The following is a 16,763-nucleotide window of genomic DNA, read 5'->3' as shown; positions in this document are numbered from 1 at the left end:
GCGCCCTCGTCCCGACCGCACCACCGTGGAGACCAACCGTGATGAACCTGAAGCGCGCCACCCTGTCCGCCGGCCGGGCAGCGCTGGTCACCGCTGCCGCCGCCGGGGTGGCCGTCGCACTCGGCGGCCCGGCCTTCGCCCGGACGACGCCGTCCGCCGCCCCGACGGTCGTCGCGAGCGGCACCCCCGCCCCCGCCACCTCGACCGCCCCGGCGGTCAGCGGACCCAGCGCGTCCCCGACGTCGCCGGCCGGCGGCAAGCCCAGCGCGTCGCCCACGTCGCCGGCCGGCGCCACGCCCAGCCCGGCCCCGAGCGCGTCCGGGGGCGCCGCCACCCCGACGGTCGCCCCGGGCAGCGGGAACCCGAGCGCCGTGCCGTCCGCCCAGCAGTCCGCGGCGCCCGCCGGCTCCGAGCTGGCGCACACCGGCTCCTCCTCGACCACCATGGCCCTGGGAGCCGGGGCCGCCGGGCTCATAGCGGTCGGCGCCGGAGCCCTGTACACGGTGCGGCGCCGCGCCGGCAACTGAGGACGCACGTGTTCGCACTCGCCCCGACGGGGAGCCCCTTCGCGTCCAGCTTCGGCCGGACGCGAAGGGGCTTGTGGTCGTTCCTGGTCCGCCGCGACGTCAGCGCGCCGGCCACCTCCGCCCACCCGTCCTCGCACCCCTGGGAACGCCAGGGGTCCGCCGGCCCGTCGCCGGCGCCCACCCTCACCGACCTGTACCACGCGCACCGGCTGGGCATGGTCCGGCTGGCGGTGCTGCTCGTGGACGACCTGGCGACCGCGGAGGACGTGGTCCAGGACGCCTTCACCGCCCTCTACCGACGCCACGGGGAGCAGCTCGGGGGCGTGGACAACGCCCTGGGCTACCTGCGCACCGCCGTCGTGAACACCTCGCGCTCCGTGTTGCGCCGCAGGCGGACGGCGCGCGCCTGGATTCCGCCCGTGACGGCCGACGTACCGTCGGCCGAGGCGTCGGTCGTACTCGACGAGGCGCATCGGGAGGTGCTGGCCGCGCTGGGCCGGCTGACGCCGCGCCGCCGGCAGGTGCTGGTGTTGCGGTACTGGGCGGAGCTCAGCGAGGCGGAGATAGCCGAGACCCTCGGGATCAGCAGGGGCGCGGTCAAGTCGAACGCGAGCCGTGCGCTGGACGCGCTGGAACGGATTCTGGAGGGACGGATATGACGCACGACGGCCGACGCCCGGTCGAACACCGGCTGCGTCAGGCCCTGGGCGCACGGGCGGACACGATCACCGTCCGCGACCTGCGGCCCGCCGAGCCGCCGGGGGCGTCGAAGCGTCGACCGCCGGCGGCCGTGTGGCTGCGGCGGGTGACGTGGTCGGCCGCCGGGCTGGCCGGGGCCGCGGCGGCGCTGGCCGGGTACCTCGCGTCGGCTCCCGAACAGCGGCCGGTCCGGCCGGTGCCGCCCGCGGCGCCCGCCCGGATCCCGTCGCCGACGCCGAGCGCGCAGTCGCCCTCGCCCGAGCGCGACGCGGCGCCGTCGCCCGTTCCGACGCCCCCCTCGTCGGGGCTGCCGACCGGGGGTACGGCACCCCCGGCGCCGACGCCCACGGCCACCACGACCGGCAGTGGCTCTCCTTCGGCGTCGCCGTCGCGGTCGATGCCCAGCGCCCCGGCATCGGCCTCGACGCCCCCGACCGGTGTCGGGAAGCCCTCTGCGACGGCAGGCGGCGGGCAACCCTCGACCGCCGGCGCCGGGAAGCCGTAGCGCCGGTTCAGCCGACGGCGGCCGTGCGGGTGTTCTCCACGGCCGCCACCAGCGGGGCGAGCTCGGGAACCTCCGCCGCCGCGTCCAGCGCCTCGCGCAGGGCGGCGTCGTTCGTCGGACGGGCCTCGGCGAGCAGGGCCAGGCCCGCCTCGCTGACGTCGGTGTAGATGCCCCGCCGGTCGGTGTCGCACAGGTAGCGGCTCAGCAGCCCGCGATCCTCCAACCTGCTGACCAGGCGGGTCGTCGCGCTCTGGCTGAGCACCACCGAGTCCGCCACCTGGTGCATCCGCAGGTGCCCGCCAGGGCCGCTGTGCTGGCGGCTGAGCACGTCCAGCAGTGAGTACTCCCGCACGCTCAGCCCGTGGGCGCTCTGGAGCGAGCGTTCGATGTGAGCCTCGATCCGCCCGTGCAAAAGGGAGAGGGCGCACCATCCCTGGGCCAGGGCGGTGAGGGCGCTGTCGGTGGCCGTCATGGGCCTCTCCTCCGGTGCGTCATTGAGGTTGTCCCACCAGGATAGGCGACGGACGCAATAGCCCGCGTTTGCAAATATCCGGCGTCTGCAATTAATGTGGACGCATGTAAGCGGCGCCGGCAATCCATTCGGCCCCCAGCGGCAAGGCGCCGCCGACCGCACCACCCCTCCCCGGAAGGCACAACCCCTCATGCCTCTCGCACTCCTCGCCCTCGCCATCGGGGCCTTCGGGATCGGCACCACCGAATTCGTGATCATGGGCCTGCTCCCCGAGGTAGCCGCCGAATACGGCGTCACCATCCCGACCGCCGGGTTCCTGGTCACCGGCTATGCCCTCGGGGTCGTCCTCGGCGCCCCCCTCATGACCGTCCTGGGCACCCGCGTCCCGCGCAAGCGGATGCTGATGCTGCTGATGGGCCTGTTCATCGCGGGCAACGTGCTCTCGGCGCTCGCTCCCGCCTTCGGCGTCATGCTCGCCGGTCGCGTCGTCGCCTCCCTCGCGCACGGAGCCTTCTTCGGCATCGGCTCGGTCGTCGCGGCCGGACTCGTCGCCCCGCAGAAGAAGGCCGGCGCCATCGCCATGATGTTCACCGGTCTGACCGTGGCCAACGTGGTGGGCGTCCCTCTCGGGACACTCGTCGGCCAGCGGCTCGGCTGGCGCGTCACCTTCCTGATCGTGGCCGCGCTCGGCGTGCTCGGTCTGCTCGGGATCGCCAAGCTCGTCCCCGAACTGCCGCGGCCCGAGGGCGTCCGCATCCGTCACGAACTCGCCGCGTTCCGCAACGCGCAGGTGCTGCTCGCCATGGCGATGACCGTCCTCGGTTTCGGCGGGGTCTTCGCCGCCGTCACCTACATCACCCCGATGATGACCGACGTCGCCGGCTTCGCCGACACCTCCGTCACCTGGCTGCTGGTCCTCTTCGGACTGGGCATGGTGGCCGGCAACCTCATCGGAGGCCGGTTCGCCGACCGCGCCCTGATGCCGATGCTGTACGTGTCGCTGGGCGCCCTGTCCCTCGTCCTGGCGGCGTTCACGCTCACCGCGCACAGCGAGGTCGGCGCCGCCGTCACCATCGTCCTCATCGGCGCCCTCGGCTTCGCTACCGTACCGCCGCTCCAGAAGCGGGTCCTCGACCAGGCGGCCGGCGCCCCCACCCTCGCCTCCGCCGTCAACATCGGCGCCTTCAACCTGGGCAACGCCCTCGCCGCCTGGCTCGGCGGCCTGGTCATCGCCGCCGGACTCGGCCTGACCGCCCCGAACTGGGTCGGAGCCGCGCTGGCCGCCTCCGCGCTCGTCCTCGCCCTCGTCTCGGGCGCCCTGGAACGGCGTACGGGCCGGCGCGCCGCCGCGAGCCGCGTCGTCGCCGGCGCCGCCCCGCACGACCGGGCGGTCCCCGCACACCACTGAACCGGATCGGACCCGCCCCGGCCACGCACGAACCGACCGAAACCGCACCGCACCCACCCGATCCACCCCAGGAGGCCCCGTGTCCGCCACCGCCACCGCCGTCGCCCCCTTGACCACCGAGGACGCCGAAGCCCTCCTCGACGCCGCCCGCGCGGCAGCCGAAGCCGCCGGGACGGCGGTCAGCGTCACCGTCCTCGACGCGGGTGGTCACCTCCTCGCCTTCCGTCGCGACGACCGGGCCGTCCTCATCTCCGGCGAGACCAGCACCCGCAAGGCGTTCACCGCCCTCCAGCTGAACGCGCCGACGGCCGACCTCGCGGACGCCGTCCTGCCCGGCGGCCCCTTCCACACCCTGCCCACCGCCCTGGACCGGCCGCTGCTCTTCATCGCCGGCGGATGGCCCGTGCACCGCGCCGGCCGCCTCGTGGGGGCCATCGGCGTCGGCGGCGGCGCCCCCGCCCAGGACCACGAGTTCGCCGCCGCCGCACTCTCGGCCGCCGGCTTCGCCGCGGCGGCCTGAGCCCCCGGTCCCGGTCGCGTCCCACCGATCCCCGTGCCACGTTGGTACGGGGAAACGGTGCATGATGCGAGAGACCAGGCAGCGCAGGAGGGTCAACGCCATCGCGACGGCAACGGTCGCCGCGCTGGTCACCCTCGCCGTTCCCGGATGCACGGGCGGCGGGAGGGGCGAGGCCCGCGCCGCCTCCCCGTCCGCCGCCACCACCGCGGGGGCGGCCACGGCGACGCCCGTCCCGTCGCCGCCCGCGCCCTCGTACCCGCTCTCCACGACCCCGCGCACCATTCCCGCCGTACGGGACCACGTCCCGGCGCGCGGCCCCGGCTGGAAGCCCGCCTCCGGCGCGCGCGTGATCATCGCGCCCGCGGACCGCGCGACGCTGACCGACGAGGCCCGGCTGATCGCCGGTGAACTCGGCCTGGGCTTCGCGGAGGCCCCCGACCCGGGCCCCGGCGACGTACAACTCGCCCTGGACGCGGCCCCGTCCGGGAAGCCGGAGTCGTACACCCTCACCGTCCGAGACGGCCGGGTCAGGATCAGCGGTCACGACGAGGCGGGCGTGTTCTACGGAACCCGCACCCTCAAGCAGGAGATACGGTCGGCCGGTTCAGCCCCCGAGGGGATCGTCCGCGACGCCCCCGACCGGCCCCAGCGCGGCCTCAACCTCGACATCGCCCGCAAGAACTTCACCCCCGACTGGATCGAGGCCAGGCTCCGCGAGATGGGCGACCTCAAGCTGAACCAGCTCGGTCTGCACTTCTCGGACGACCAGGCCTTCCGGATCGAGTCCGACACCCACCCCGAGATCGTCTCCACCCCCCACCTGACCAAGGCCGACGTCCGCCGCATCACGGCGCTCGCCGGCCGTCTGCACATCACCGTGGTCCCGGAGATCGACTCGCCCGGCCACCTCGGGGCGGTGCTGCGCGCGCACCCGTCGCTCCAACTGCGCGACGCACAGGGCCGGGCGGTCAAGGGCGCCGTCGACATATCGAACCCGGCGTCGGCGAAGCTGGTGGACGAACTGCTGCGCGAGTACCTGCCGCTGTTCCCCGGCGGGGCCTGGCACCTGGGCGCCGACGAGTACCAGGCGCTCGTCGTCCGCGACCCGCAGGCGTCCTTCCCGCAGCTCGCCCGCGCCGCGCGGCAGCGGTACGGCCCGACGGCCCGCGTACAGGACCTGGCGACGGGCTGGCTGAACGACCGGGCCGCGGTCGTGCGTCCCTCGGGCAAGGCGCTCAAGGCGTGGAACGACGGAATCTTCGCCGGGGGAGTGGTCGCCGCCGCCCCCGACCTCCAGGTCGAGTACTGGACGGGGAGGGAGATCGGCGCCCGCCCGCCGCTGGACTACCTGCGGGCCGGCCGGAAGGTGGTCAACCTCAACGACGAGTACCTGTACTACGTGCTCGGCGAGCCGAACCAGTTCACGTACCCGACCGGCCGCCGCATCTACGAACAGTGGACCCCGCTGGTCCTGCGCGGCACCACGGCGGTGCCCGCGGGGTACGGGGCGCAGGTCCTGGGCGCCCGGCTAGCCGTCTGGTGCGACCTGTCCGGCGCCCAGACGCAGGCGCAGGTGGCCGACGGGATACGGCTGCCGCTGGCCGCCCTCGCACAGAAGGTCTGGGACCCCAGGACCCCGCGGCTCACCTGGCCCGCCTTCCAAACCCTCGCGGGCAGGCTCTCCTGAACCCTGTCGGGCAGGCAGGCCCCTGTCCGGGCCCCGACGGGCCCGGATTCACGGGGCTTCGCGCCGGACCGTACGGTCGCGTTGCTGCCAGCGCCGCCTGATCCGCCGGCCGAGCAGCGGCAGGGCCGTGAACACCGTCACGATCCAGGCGGCGGCGAATGCCCAGATCAGCGGTTGCGACACCGTCACCGAGGCGGCGATCAGCAGCGCCACCGTCAGTGCCCCGAGCAGCCAGGCCGCCACGGCGTGGTTCCGGTGGTGCGCCGAACGCAGCCGGCGGTCCAGGGAACGGTCACCCTTCAAGTGCGACTCGATCGCCGAGAGGGCTCGCCTCTCGCGGTCGGAGAGTCCGGCTCCGTCCATCACGACGTACCTCCGCGGGCTGCCGCCGTCGGGCGCGGATCGCAGCCTCTGACCTGCGAATACCCGGCCTGGCGCGCGCCAATCCCGCGGAGGGCGTCGTGGTTGGCGTCGTCGGTCACCAGATGGAGTTGACCCACTCCGGGTGGTCGATGAAGGGGTTCCGGTTGTGCTGGTACGTGTCGAAGATGACCTGGTTGCGACGCTGTTCGAAGGCGTCCGGCGGGTCCATCTGGTTCCACTGCTTGAGCACGCTGATCCGGCCCATGGCGGGCGCCGTGCCGTTGTTGACCTTGTCGTTCGGTTCGAGGTCGGGGAAACCGTCCCCGCCGTCGTAGCGCACGGCCATGTAGAGCAGCATCCGTGCCACGTCGCCCTTGACCGCGTCGCGCGGCTCGAAGGAGTCGGAGTCGGTGTAGCTGCCGGGGGCCTCGGCGACGGGGCTGCCGCCCATGTCGAAGTCCTTGTTGCCCCGGACGCTGTTGACGGTGACGTCCTCGGGCCGCAGGTGGTGCAGGTCGGTACCGGGTCCGGTGGCCGTTCCGAAGTCGCCGTGGCTCTTGGCCCAGACGTGCTCGCGGTTCCAGTCGTTCGGGTCGCCGCCGTTGGTGTTCTTGGCCTGGGAGCGGCCCGAGTAGACCAGGATGACGTTGTTCGGGTTGGCCGGGTCCTGGTCGGTGACCTTCAGGGCGTTCCAGACGCCGTCGTAGGTGACCGTGGACTGGTTCTTGATGATCCCGTGGAGCGCGCTCTTGAGCGCCGCGCCGGTCTTGCCCTGGGCCGCGGCGTAGTAGTCCGCGGTGGCGGACGTGACGGCGTGGGGAGCCGCCGCCGTCCGCTGCTGTCCGGCCGAGGCGGTGGCCGGTATGAGGGCCAGGGCGGCGGCCGCGACGCCGGCCGCCCAGGGGGTGAGGCGGGAGAATCTCATGACGTGGGGGTACCTCTCCACACGCACCGTCCCCGCCGGTGCAGTTGGCGGGGTGTCAGGTGGCAGAGCGAGGCTCACATTGTCATGTATCCAACAGATGAAGACCATGTGTCGGGAGGGAGCACGACCACCGGCCCCCGGCTCCCGGCTCCCGGCCCCGGTCGGTGACGGGTCGCGGGGCGCCGGGAGCCGGACGGTGTCAGTTGCCCGAGGTCACCTGCGGCGCCGGCTCGTACTTGTAATTGGCAGGACCGAAGTTCTTCTTGACCGCCGCGTTCCAGGAACCGTCGGCGACCATCTTCGACAGCGCGGTGTTGATCTTGCGCTGGAGGGCGGTGTCGCCCTTCTTGATGCCGATGCCGTAGTTCTCGTTGCTCAGGTTCAGTCCGAGCAGCTTGAACTTGCCCTCGTTGCCCTTCTTGGCCGCGTACCCGGCCAGGATGGAGTTGTCGGTCGTCATGGCGTCGGCCTGGTTGTCCTGGAGGGCGACGACGCAGTCCGAGTAGCTTCCGAGCTCCAGGATGCTCGCCTTGGGGGCCAGGGTCTTGCGCACGTTGTCGGCGGAGGTCGAGCCGGTCACCGCGCACAGCCTCTTGGTGTTGAGGTCCTCGGCCTTGGTGATCGTCGTGTCGTCGGACCGTACGAGCAGGTCCTGGTGGGCGACGAAGTAGGGGCCGGCGAAGTCGACCTTCTCCTTGCGCTTGTCGCTGATCGAGTAGCTGGCGACCACGAACTTGACCTCGTTGTACTGGAGCAGCAGCTCCCGGTCGGAGCTGTAGACCTGCTTGAACTCGATCTCGTTCGGCTTGTAGCCGAGTTCCTTCGCGACGTACGTGGCCACGTCGACGTCGAACCCGGTGAAGGTGCCGTCGTCCTCGCGCATCCCGACACCGGGCTGGTCGAACTTGATGCCGATCGAGAGCGGCTCCTTGGGGCCGTCCCCCGCACACCCCGAGGCGGTCGCGGCGAGGGCGATCACTGCGGCGACCGCACCGGCCTTGGGAACCTTCATGCTGCACTCTTTCCTGGGGTCCGCGGATCACGCGGGGAGCGGGGGACGTACGGGGTGCCGGGGTGCGACACGGAGTACGGGGTCGGTACGCAGTGCCGGGCACATGCGGAACCACACGGTCCGCAGGGGCACGTGTATGAGGAAGCTAGGAAGGTGACGGGTGCAGCGTCACTAGATCTGAGGGAAATTTGAGGATAACGATCCGGCTCGGCCGCAGATCCTGCGGTCCGTCAAGGTCGGCGCACGCAAGGGTGAATGGGCATTCAGGTGGATAACCGAGCGATTCGGACGGCTCGTCCCAAATGCCTCATGGTCGCGGCGACGGGGAGTTCGCGCCCCTTCGGCGGGTAACGTACGTTTCCGCCGCCGTGATCACCGGCACATGACAGCATGGTCGGGCCATATCCGGTGAGCGGAGGGGGAGTTCGGTGAGCGGAGTACGCAAGAGCCTGGCCAAGGTCGAGGTGGCCCTGCGCTGGGACCCAAGCCCGGCGGGGACGCCGGCGCACGACCTGGACATCCTCGCCGCCGTGTACGGCGCGGCGGCCTTGTACGGGGACCCCGTCTACCTCGTGCACTTCGGCAGCCGCGCCCCCGACGGCACGATCACCCTGGACCGGGACAGCGAGACGGGGCAGGGACTCGGCTTCGACGAGGTGATGACCCTCGAACTGAACCGGTTGGCTCCCGAGCTGGGCCGGGTGGTCGTGGGCGTGGTGATCCAGGACCCCGGACCCGAGGGTGCCCGTACCAAGACCTTCGCCGCGGTGGCCGGGAAGGGGGTGCGCATCCGCGAGGGCTACACCGACCTGGCCGTGTCCGACCTCGACGAGGTCGGACGGTTCAGTGCCGCCACGGTCGCCGAATTCCTCCGGGACGCCTCGGGCGGCTGGTCCCTGGACGCCCGGCCGCGCGGCTTCGACGCCGATCCCGAGCAGTACACCCGGCTGATGGCGGCGCCCCGGCCCTGAGGCGGGCGCCGCTCCGCTCAGATCGGGCGGCGGCCACTCGTCGTGCGAGTGACCGCCGCCCGGTCCGGGTGGCGCGCTGCCGCCGTCCCCACGAGGCAGCGCGGGCAGGCCTCCGTCCGGTCATCGGGGACGGGGGCCCGCCGGTCTAAGGGGTGGCGTCCGGGGAGATGCCGAGCGCGGGCAGCAGGGCCGCGTCCACGAAGCGCACCAGGTAGTCGGCGTCGGCGTACCGGCCCTCCAGCACCGGCCTGATCCGCATGACGCCCATCAGCTGCGCGGGCAGGAACTCCACCGCCGTGTGGTCCGCGGCGATCTCGCCGCGCGCCACCGCCCGCGCCACCATCGCGTCGAACGCGGCCAGCTCGGGCTCGACGAGCGCCTCGCGCAGCGCCGCCTGGAGCTCCTCGTCGTCGAGCACCGCGTGCCCGAGGGCCTGGCTCAGCCGGGTGTCGCGGCCGGAGGTCCCCGCCGCGATCCGGGCCGCCTCGCGCAGGTCACCGGCGAGGGTGCCGGTGTCCACGGCGGCCAGGGTGCCCTGCCGGTTCGCCCGGAGGGCGGCGGCCACCAGCCGGGGCTTGGTCTTCCACTGCCGGTAGAGCGTGGACTTGCCGCAGCAGGCGCGGGCCGCGATGCCCTCCATGGTCAGGGCCTCGTAGCCGTTCTCGCGCAACTGGTCCAGGACGGCGTCGTAGAACTCCTGCACCCGCTCCGGGCTGATCTTGGAGCGGCGCGCTGAGGCCGGCGCTGTCTGCGTCATGGGTGCGGCCCTCCTCGGCGGCGTGGTCCGGATGTCGAGTGTACGACTACGCGAGCGTATCGGTACACCTGCGTATCGATACGCTCTTGTATCGATACACTGGCGTGTCGATGCGTGGCGACCTCCGGGCGAGTCCCGGCCGGCCGCCCGCCGAGAAGAGGAAGCGAGACCGTGGGATGACCACCCGAACCACCCCCGCGGAGCCCCCCACCGACCCACCCGGACGCGGGCGGGAGCGGCGCCGGCTCCTGCGCGAGTTGCTGCTCGTCGCGGGACTCTTCACCGTCTACAAGGCGGGCCGGATGCTCTCGACCGGCCGCACCGACGAGGCCTTCCGCAACGCCGCGCGGATCTGGGACGCCGAACGCGCGCTGCACCTGCCCGGCGAGGGCGCGATACAGCGGCTGCTGTTGCACGGCGACGCCCTCATACAGACGGCGAACGGCTACTACGCCGCCGTGCACTTCCCCGCGACCGCCCTCTTCCTGATCTGGCTGTACGTCCGCCGCCCCGCCCACTACCTGTGGACCCGCCGCGTGCTGGCGGTCCTCACCGGCGCCGCGCTCGCCCTCCACCTCGCGTTCCCCCTGGCACCGCCGCGGATGCTCGACGCGGCCGGACTGGTGGACACCGGCCAGGTCTACGGGCCCACCGTCTACCGGGCCGCGCCCGCCACCGACACCCTCGCCAACCAGTTCGCCGCGATGCCCTCGCTGCACTTCGGGTGGGCGCTGATGCTGGCCCTGGGCATGATCGCGGCCACCCGGACCCGGTGGCGGTACCTGTGGTCGGCGCACCCGCTGGTGACGCTGCTCGTGGTGGTCGGCACGGCCAACCACTACTGGCTCGACGCGATCGTGGCCGCCGTGCTGCTCGGGGCCGCGCTGCTGCTCGTCCCGCGCCCCGTCGCGGGCGGGCCCCGGGTCGCCGGCGTCTCCCGGGTCGTCGCGCCCGCCGCCACCGCGCCCGCCGGGTCCGGGTCGGCCGAGGTCGCCCCTCCGGGGCCCGCTTCCCCGGACGCCGCTTCCCCCGACGCCGGGGTACCGGTGGGCGGGTCCCCCGCCGCGCCACCCGACGGCGCGGTCCTGCCGGGGCCGCGCCCCAGTGAGCCCGTCGGCGCGGGCGCGGGGAGCGGGCGATGAACGCCACCGCCCTCGCGGTCGCTCTCTGCCTGGCCTCCGCCGTGGCCTACGCGGCGGCGGCCGTCGCCCAGGAACGCCTCGCCCGCCGCGCCGTCGCCCGCAGCGCCGCCGCGCTGCTCGGCAACGGTGCCTGGTGGTGGTCGGCCGGGCTGAACGCCACCGCGGCGCTGCTGCACGCGGCCGCCCTGCGGTACGGGCCGCTCACCCTGGTCCAGCCCCTGGGCGCCCTCACCCTGGTGGCGGCCGTCCCGCTCGGGGCGCGCGGCGCGGGACGCCGGGTCGCGGCCACCGAGTGGCGGGGCACCCTGGCCACCGTCGCCGGGCTCGGCCTGCTGCTGCTGCCCGCGTCCGGGCCCGCCCCCGAGGACACCCTGACCCTGGCCGAGGCCCTCGCCGTCTCGGGCGCCACCGCCGTAGTGATCACCCTGCTGACGCGGGGCGACGTCCGCTCCGGGCTGCGGCACGCCACGGCGTCGGGGCTGGCCTCCGCCGCCGCGTCCGCGCTGACCCAGACCGTGGCGGTGGCGGGAGGCAGGGGAGGGGCCCTGCTGAGCCCGCGGGTGGTCACCGTGGCGTTGCTCGTCGTGGTCTTCGCCGTCGGCGGCATGCTCCTGTCGCAGCGGGCCTATCGGGGTGGCCTGGGCGCCCCGCTCGCGGTGGTCAACCTCTCCAATCCGCTCGCCGCCGCCATCATCGGCATGGTCCTGTTGGGGGAGCGGCTCCAAGGCGGCGCCGTCGGCGTCCTGCTGGCCGGCGCGGGCGCCCTCGCCGCGGCCCGCGGGGTGCTCCTGCTGACCAGGACAAGCCCCGGCGACCGGGTGGCCGAGCAGGTTTCCGCGCCGGCGGGGCGGGTGGTGGTGGCCGAGCAGGTTTCCGCGCCGGCGGTCACCCCGGCGGGCCGGGTGGCGGTCTGACCCGCCGCACCGTCCGCACCGCCCCCGCCACGTTCGCCGGCCCGCCGGAGAACCGATCCCGCCCGCCCGACGTCCTCTTCCCCGAGTAGGCGAACGAACGAAGCGGAGTGAGCGGGCATGGGCGTCATCGGTTGGATCATCCTGGGGCTGCTGGCCGGAGGCATAGCCAAACTGCTGCTGCCCGGCCGGGACCCGGGCGGACTCATCGGAACCACCCTCATCGGCATCGCGGGGGCCTTCATCGGCGGGTGGCTCTCGGCGAGGTTCCTCGACCGCCCCATCCAGAACCAGTTCTTCGACGCCGCCACCTGGGGCTCCGCGATCGCCGGCTCGCTCGTCCTGCTGATCGGCTACCGCCTCCTGTTCGGCAACTCCCGCCGCTGACCGCGCCGCCGGCCGGCCCATAGGCTGACCCGCGACCGCCCGTCGGGCAGCAGCCCCGACGCAGAGCAGCGAGGAGCCGGAGCGAGATGACCGTCCAGCCGATACCCACCGCCGACCTGTACGACCGGTACGGAGAGGCCCTGGCCCTCTGCATGACGCCGCTGCGCCGGATCGGTGGCCGCGCGGTGTTCGCCGGACCCGTGCGCACCCTCTCCTGCCACGAGGACAACGCCCTGTTGCGGGAGCTCGTCAACACGCCGGGCGAGGGCGCCGTGTTGGTGGTCGACGGGGGCGGTTCCCCGCGGACGGCGCTCGTCGGCGACCTCATCGCCGGTGCGGCGCTGCGCAACGGTTGGGCCGGACTGATCATCAACGGCTCGGTCCGCGACAGCGTCGCGCTCGGCGGCTTGGACCTGGGCATCAAGGCGCTGGGCACGATCCCGCGCAAGAGCGGCAAGACGGGCGCGGGCGTGGTCGACGAGCCCGTCACCTTCGGCGAGGTCACCTTCCGCGCCGGGGACACCGTCTACGCCGACGACGACGGGGTGGCGGTCCTCCCGGCCGGCTCGCCCGCCGCCTGAGCCACCCGGGGCCGGCCGGGGGTGATATCCGGCCAGTGCCGCGCGGCACGCCCTGGTGCCCCCGGGGTCGATCGGGTTTCACTGCGGGGCCATGAGACGACACAGGATCATGGGCGTGCTCGGCGCGCTGGCGCTCGCCGCGGGCACCTTGGCCGCCGCGGGACCCGCCGGCGCGTCCGCCACGGCCACCGCCGGCACCACGGCCGCCCCCGCCACTGGCGCGGCCACCCTCGGCGGGGCCCGGCCGGGGGGAGACCCGCCGACCGAGTTCGGCACCGACTGGCACGACCCGCTCACCGCCGCCCCGCCCGTGTCCCGGCCCGCGACCCGGTCCTGCCAAGTGACCCTGGCCGAGGCCCGGTTCCGTGACTTCACCCCGTACCAGGGCAGCTACACGCCCCCCACCGGCTGCGGCCACGACGGCTGGGCGAAGGTGGTGCTCCGGCTCGACGGAGAGGTCAAGGGCCGCCAGTACGACCGCCTCGGCAACCTCACCCTCGGCGGAGTCGAGATCCTGCGCACCTCGACCCCCGAACCCTCACCCGAGGGCATCACCTGGTCCGTCGAGAAGGACGTCACCCCCTACCGGGACATCCTCAGCCGCCCCCAACCCGTGGAGATGCTGATCGGCAACGTCGTCGACGACACCTACACCGGCGTCATCGACGTCAAGGTCACCCTGACCTTCTACGCCGCCGAAGGCCGCACCCGGCCCGCCGAGACCCCCGACCGAGTCCTTCCGCTCGACACCCCCTCGGTGACCACCCCGCGCAACACCGAACGGCTCCTCGCCGAGGTGTACGCCACCGGTTCGGGCGGCGGCTGCGAGGAGTTCTGGTACCTGACCACGCCGGACGCCGCCCCGTACTCCTGCAAGGCGACGGACGGCCCCTACCGCGAGGTCCGCGTGCTGGTCGACGGCCGGCTCGCCGGACTGGCCGCGCCGTTTCCCAACGTCTGGACCGGCGGCTGGTCCAACCCGTTCCTCTGGTACGTCACCCCCGCCCCGCGCGCCTTCGACGTCCAACCCCTGCGCTACGACCTCACGCCGTACGCGGCGCTCCTCAACGACGGCCGCCCGCACCGGATCGCGGTGTCCGTGGCCGGCGTCCCGACCGGGCAGGGCGGTTGGAGCACCGCGGCGAACCTGCTGCTGTGGCAGGACCGGGGTCGTGAGGTGGTGACCGGCGCCCTCACCCGGCACGAGGAGGGCGATCCGGCCAACTCCGTCCAGTGGACGCCCGGTACCCCCGGCGGCGAGCACCGCCTGGACACCGAGGGAGGCCACACCCTGACCGTCGCCGGACACCTCGACACCTCCCACGGCCGCGTCCCGACCACGGTCACCCGGACCGTGCGCACCACCGACGTCCACCGCTGGACCGAGGGCGAGAACCTCGACGCGCTCACCGCGCAGTGGACCGACGAGGAGACCGTGTCCCACGACGCGACCGTCACCACCACGCGCCGCACGTACACGATGGACGGCCGGACCACCGTCGGCACGGGAGACCGCCTGCGCACCGTCCTCTCCCTGGGCGACCGGGCCGACACCGCGACCCTGCGCGGCGGCCGACAGGTGGGCTGGTCGCGTCTGGAGAACACGTACGCGGGGGACGCGAGTTACACGGCCGGCGTGCCGCGCGAGCAGCGGCACGCCGTGGGCACCACGACCGTGCGATACCGACTGTCCGGGTCGGCGGCCGGCTGCTACGACCGTACGGTCGCCACCGCGCAGGGCGTCCTCACCCAGGACCGCCGCCGCTGCTGACGCGAAACCGCCCGGATACCCGTACATCGGGTATCCGGGCGGTGAAGGGCCTCTTTAGTACGGGCCGTTGACGTTGTCGATCGAGCCGTAACGGGCGGCCGCGTAATTGCAGGCGGCGGTGATGTTGGCGACCGGGTCGTAGGAGTTCAGCGGAGTTCCGGGCACGTGATAGGCGCGGAAGGTCGGGTCGATGACCTGGAGCAGCCCCTTGGAAGGGATACCCGCCGCGGCGTTGGAGTCCCAGTTGTTGATCGCCATGGGATTACCCGAGGACTCGCGCATCACATTGCGCAGAATTCCGTTGTAGCTGCCGGGAATGCCGTGCTGGGCCATGATGTCCAGCGACTGGCGGATCCAGCCGTCGAGATTGTTGGCGTAGGAGGTGGCGGGCCGCGCCACGGCCTGTACCGCCGTCGCCGTGGTCTTCGCCGTCTTCGGCGCCGCTGCGAGGGTCAGCTTGATGCCCGGCCGGATGATCGAGGGATTGGCGCCGACGACGGTCTTGTTCGCCTGGTACAGCTGCTGCCAGCCGCCTGCCACCGAGTGCTCGGCGGCGATCTGCGAAAGGGTGTCACCGGCGACCACGGAGTACGTGGTGGGAGCGACGGTCGTCTCGGCCGCACCGGCCGTGGTCGCGCTGACCAGCGGGAGGGCGAGTGCCGCTCCGCCCGTGCCGGCCATGGCCAGCTTGCGGGCGATCGGGTGCTGCTTCGGCCGACGGTGCTTACCCTTTGGGGGCATGGCGCTATTCCTCACGTGGGGGTACGGGAGAGTCCTGGCGGCGACCGGTTTCGAGGGGCGGCCACTGGGAACGAGGTGACCGTAGGCGAATCCGAGCGGCTTGAACAAGGCGTGAATTCCGCCCTGTGATCGACTTCCCGCAGGGTGCCCGGTAAATGACCTTGGGAATGCCTTCTCCCGAATGCCAACTTTCTTTCGGGGGAAAGGGAATCGGGCCTTTGTCGGAATTGATGTTGATGCGCCCCGCGTGACTCACATCACGGGTCGACGGCCGATGTCCCAAACCGGACAACTCGCCCCTCGCGGGAGCAGATTCGGGCGACCCGGCCGTTATGCGCGAATCGCCCACCGCGGACTCTTTCCGGCACTCCGTCGCCCCGCCCGGCCTCTCGACGGCGCCGCGCGGCGGATCCGGCGAGGGCCCGGCCGCGCGTCGGGGCCGTCCGGGGTCAGACGACTGCCGCGAGCGCCGCGAGGGCGCCCGCCACCGCGGGCTTCGAAGCCGGGAGCGGCGGGAGGCGCACGTCGGCCCTGTGCGTGCAACACCCCCTTGACCACAGCCGGGTTGGGCTCGGCGGACAACGCCGTCGAGAGCCTCGCCAGGTCGTGGCCGAGGGATCGGGCCCGCGGGACGTCCCCCGACCGCCGGGCCGCGGCGAGCTCGGCGTACCGGTCCGTCGCCACCTACGCCGAGGCGAGCACCCCACCCGCCGCGCCGAGCACGAGCAGTGGCGAGAGGTACACGTCGTCACCCGCCAGGAAAGCGAAATCGGCGCTGGGCTCCCCGAGGAGCGCCACCGCGTCCTGGTCGATCCCGCCGGTGGCGTACTTCACCCCGGCGACCCCGGGCAGCTCCCCGAGCGCCCGCAGCGCGGAGGCGTCCAGCGGCCGCCCCGTCCGGTACGGGACGTGGTAGACGACCAACGGCACCGCACTCGCCTCGGCCACCCTCGCGAAGTGCGCCGCCATCCCCGCCGCCGAGGGCCGCACGAACGGCGGCACCGTCACCAGCGCCGCCCGCACCTGCGGCCACCTCGCCGGCGGGGCGACGGCGGCTCCCGCCGCCCGGGTCCCGCTCGCCCCGGCGCCCACGGTCAGCGGCGCGCCCCGCTCGCCACAGACCCGCGCGCAGACGGTGGTGACGACATCCCGCTCCGCCTCGTCGAGCGCGGCGACCTCCGCGGAGGTGCCGAGGGCCACGATCCCGGCGGCGCCCGCGTGGAGTACCTCGTGCGCGAGGGCCTCCAGCGCCTCGACGGCGACCTCCCCGCCCGAATCGAAGGGGGTGACCAGCGGGACGTGAATCCCGTGGGGCGAAAGATCCCGTACGTCCGGCGCCGCGCCGCCTGCGCCTGCTGCGCGAACTCGCCCGCCAGGGCACCAT

Annotated in this window: 19 protein-coding genes; 11 read left to right on the top strand and 8 right to left on the bottom strand. The window is 73.3% G+C overall.

The features are described from left to right. The first annotated feature begins 41 nt into the window (after window positions 1-41). Window positions 42-527: an LAETG motif-containing sortase-dependent surface protein gene (locus tag E6R62_RS06490; RefSeq protein WP_136212320.1), complete on the top strand. Its 486-nt coding sequence runs from the start codon at window positions 42-44 to the stop codon at window positions 525-527. A gap of 8 nt (window positions 528-535) precedes the next feature. After that, window positions 536-1,186: an RNA polymerase sigma factor gene (locus E6R62_RS06485; protein WP_136212318.1), complete on the top strand. Its 651-nt coding sequence runs from the start codon at window positions 536-538 to the stop codon at window positions 1,184-1,186. 37 nt (window positions 1,187-1,223) lie between these two features. Here the strand turns inward: E6R62_RS06485 and E6R62_RS06480 are convergent, their stop codons facing one another. Both E6R62_RS06480 and E6R62_RS06475 read right to left on the bottom strand, forming a co-directional pair. Next, complete coding sequence (locus E6R62_RS06480; protein WP_136212316.1) at window positions 1,224-1,583, bottom strand: hypothetical protein; 360 nt, start codon at window positions 1,581-1,583, stop codon at window positions 1,224-1,226. 155 nt (window positions 1,584-1,738) lie between these two features. Continuing rightward, window positions 1,739-2,203 carry a MarR family winged helix-turn-helix transcriptional regulator gene (locus tag E6R62_RS06475; RefSeq protein WP_136212314.1) on the bottom strand — a complete coding sequence of 155 codons (465 nt, stop codon included), beginning with the start codon at window positions 2,201-2,203 and terminating at the stop codon, window positions 1,739-1,741. A 190-nt stretch (window positions 2,204-2,393) separates the two neighbouring features. Here E6R62_RS06475 and E6R62_RS06470 point away from each other — a divergent pair, with 190 nt between their 5' ends. The 3 genes from E6R62_RS06470 to E6R62_RS06460 all read left to right on the top strand — a co-directional run bounded on the left by E6R62_RS06470 (window position 2,394) and on the right by E6R62_RS06460 (window position 5,818). Beyond that, window positions 2,394-3,611, top strand: a complete 1,218-nt coding sequence (locus E6R62_RS06470; RefSeq protein ID WP_136212312.1) for an MFS transporter — start codon at window positions 2,394-2,396, stop codon at window positions 3,609-3,611. Window positions 3,612-3,690: 79 nt separating this feature from the next. After that, entirely contained in the window at window positions 3,691-4,131 is a 441-nt protein-coding gene (locus E6R62_RS06465; protein WP_136212310.1) for a heme-binding protein, read from the top strand. A gap of 64 nt (window positions 4,132-4,195) precedes the next feature. After that, a complete protein-coding gene (locus E6R62_RS06460; protein WP_136212481.1) occupies window positions 4,196-5,818 on the top strand; it encodes a glycoside hydrolase family 20 protein in 1,623 nt (540 codons plus the stop codon). A gap of 48 nt (window positions 5,819-5,866) precedes the next feature. On the opposite strand, the gene E6R62_RS06455 is transcribed toward E6R62_RS06460, so the two are convergent. The 3 genes from E6R62_RS06455 to E6R62_RS06445 form a co-directional block, all read right to left on the bottom strand. Next, entirely contained in the window at window positions 5,867-6,181 is a 315-nt protein-coding gene (locus E6R62_RS06455; RefSeq protein WP_136212308.1) for a DUF3040 domain-containing protein, read from the bottom strand. Between the two features lie 115 nt (window positions 6,182-6,296). Continuing rightward, the gene (locus tag E6R62_RS06450) at window positions 6,297-7,106 is read right to left on the bottom strand and encodes an endonuclease I family protein (protein WP_136212306.1); all 810 of its coding nucleotides are present in this window, start codon (window positions 7,104-7,106) and stop codon (window positions 6,297-6,299) included. Between the two features lie 199 nt (window positions 7,107-7,305). Further along, complete coding sequence (locus E6R62_RS06445) at window positions 7,306-8,118, bottom strand: glutamate ABC transporter substrate-binding protein (RefSeq protein WP_136212304.1); 813 nt, start codon at window positions 8,116-8,118, stop codon at window positions 7,306-7,308. Between the two features lie 428 nt (window positions 8,119-8,546). Between E6R62_RS06445 and E6R62_RS06440 the strand changes: the two genes are divergently transcribed. Further along, a complete protein-coding gene (locus E6R62_RS06440; protein WP_136212302.1) occupies window positions 8,547-9,089 on the top strand; it encodes a TerD family protein in 543 nt (180 codons plus the stop codon). 145 nt (window positions 9,090-9,234) lie between these two features. On the opposite strand, the gene E6R62_RS06435 is transcribed toward E6R62_RS06440, so the two are convergent. Further along, window positions 9,235-9,846: a TetR/AcrR family transcriptional regulator gene (locus E6R62_RS06435; protein WP_136212300.1), complete on the bottom strand. Its 612-nt coding sequence runs from the start codon at window positions 9,844-9,846 to the stop codon at window positions 9,235-9,237. 176 nt (window positions 9,847-10,022) lie between these two features. Between E6R62_RS06435 and E6R62_RS06430 the strand changes: the two genes are divergently transcribed. The 5 genes from E6R62_RS06430 (at window position 10,023) to E6R62_RS06410 (ending at window position 14,638) form a co-directional block, all read left to right on the top strand. Beyond that, window positions 10,023-10,988 carry a phosphatase PAP2 family protein gene (locus E6R62_RS06430; RefSeq protein WP_136212298.1) on the top strand — a complete coding sequence of 322 codons (966 nt, stop codon included), beginning with the start codon at window positions 10,023-10,025 and terminating at the stop codon, window positions 10,986-10,988. Beyond that, window positions 10,985-11,902 carry a hypothetical protein gene (locus tag E6R62_RS06425; RefSeq protein WP_206308664.1) on the top strand — a complete coding sequence of 306 codons (918 nt, stop codon included), beginning with the start codon at window positions 10,985-10,987 and terminating at the stop codon, window positions 11,900-11,902. The genes E6R62_RS06430 and E6R62_RS06425 overlap by 4 nt, the downstream gene beginning before the upstream one ends. A gap of 117 nt (window positions 11,903-12,019) precedes the next feature. Further along, complete coding sequence (locus E6R62_RS06420) at window positions 12,020-12,286, top strand: GlsB/YeaQ/YmgE family stress response membrane protein (protein ID WP_136212296.1); 267 nt, start codon at window positions 12,020-12,022, stop codon at window positions 12,284-12,286. An 86-nt stretch (window positions 12,287-12,372) separates the two neighbouring features. After that, window positions 12,373-12,867: a ribonuclease E activity regulator RraA gene (gene rraA / locus E6R62_RS06415; protein WP_136212294.1), complete on the top strand. Its 495-nt coding sequence runs from the start codon at window positions 12,373-12,375 to the stop codon at window positions 12,865-12,867. Between the two features lie 91 nt (window positions 12,868-12,958). Further along, window positions 12,959-14,638, top strand: coding sequence for a peptide-N4-asparagine amidase (locus tag E6R62_RS06410; protein WP_240801510.1), 1,680 nt, complete (start codon window positions 12,959-12,961; stop codon window positions 14,636-14,638). A 54-nt stretch (window positions 14,639-14,692) separates the two neighbouring features. Here E6R62_RS06410 and E6R62_RS06405 read toward each other — a convergent pair whose 3' ends face one another. Both E6R62_RS06405 and E6R62_RS06400 read right to left on the bottom strand, forming a co-directional pair. Continuing rightward, a complete protein-coding gene (locus E6R62_RS06405; RefSeq protein ID WP_136212292.1) occupies window positions 14,693-15,379 on the bottom strand; it encodes a transglycosylase SLT domain-containing protein in 687 nt (228 codons plus the stop codon). A gap of 684 nt (window positions 15,380-16,063) precedes the next feature. Then, on the bottom strand, window positions 16,064-16,672 hold the full coding sequence (locus E6R62_RS06400; protein ID WP_240801527.1) for a dihydrodipicolinate synthase family protein: 609 nt from the start codon (window positions 16,670-16,672) through the stop codon (window positions 16,064-16,066). Window positions 16,673-16,763: the final 91 nt, after the last annotated feature.

The sequence above is a fragment of the Streptomyces sp. A1136 genome (genome assembly GCF_004795055.1).
Taxonomy (GTDB): domain Bacteria; phylum Actinomycetota; class Actinomycetes; order Streptomycetales; family Streptomycetaceae; genus Streptomyces.
Note: the sequence above shows the minus strand (reverse complement) of the source record. Positions and strands in the feature narration are given on the sequence as shown.

Coding starts and splice junctions, on each gene's coding strand:
- E6R62_RS06490 (WP_136212320.1), top strand. CDS start 42: ATGAACCTGAAGCGCGCCACCCTGTCCGCCGGCCGGGCAGCGCTGGTC.
- E6R62_RS06475 (WP_136212314.1), bottom strand. CDS start 2,203: ATGACGGCCACCGACAGCGCCCTCACCGCCCTGGCCCAGGGATGGTGC.
- E6R62_RS06470 (WP_136212312.1), top strand. CDS start 2,394: ATGCCTCTCGCACTCCTCGCCCTCGCCATCGGGGCCTTCGGGATCGGC.
- E6R62_RS06460 (WP_136212481.1), top strand. CDS start 4,196: ATGCGAGAGACCAGGCAGCGCAGGAGGGTCAACGCCATCGCGACGGCA.
- E6R62_RS06455 (WP_136212308.1), bottom strand. CDS start 6,181: ATGGACGGAGCCGGACTCTCCGACCGCGAGAGGCGAGCCCTCTCGGCG.
- E6R62_RS06450 (WP_136212306.1), bottom strand. CDS start 7,106: ATGAGATTCTCCCGCCTCACCCCCTGGGCGGCCGGCGTCGCGGCCGCC.
- E6R62_RS06445 (WP_136212304.1), bottom strand. CDS start 8,118: ATGAAGGTTCCCAAGGCCGGTGCGGTCGCCGCAGTGATCGCCCTCGCC.
- E6R62_RS06435 (WP_136212300.1), bottom strand. CDS start 9,846: ATGACGCAGACAGCGCCGGCCTCAGCGCGCCGCTCCAAGATCAGCCCG.
- E6R62_RS06430 (WP_136212298.1), top strand. CDS start 10,023: ATGACCACCCGAACCACCCCCGCGGAGCCCCCCACCGACCCACCCGGA.
- E6R62_RS06425 (WP_206308664.1), top strand. CDS start 10,985: ATGAACGCCACCGCCCTCGCGGTCGCTCTCTGCCTGGCCTCCGCCGTG.
- E6R62_RS06420 (WP_136212296.1), top strand. CDS start 12,020: ATGGGCGTCATCGGTTGGATCATCCTGGGGCTGCTGGCCGGAGGCATA.
- rraA (WP_136212294.1), top strand. CDS start 12,373: ATGACCGTCCAGCCGATACCCACCGCCGACCTGTACGACCGGTACGGA.
- E6R62_RS06410 (WP_240801510.1), top strand. CDS start 12,959: ATGAGACGACACAGGATCATGGGCGTGCTCGGCGCGCTGGCGCTCGCC.
- E6R62_RS06405 (WP_136212292.1), bottom strand. CDS start 15,379: ATGCCCCCAAAGGGTAAGCACCGTCGGCCGAAGCAGCACCCGATCGCC.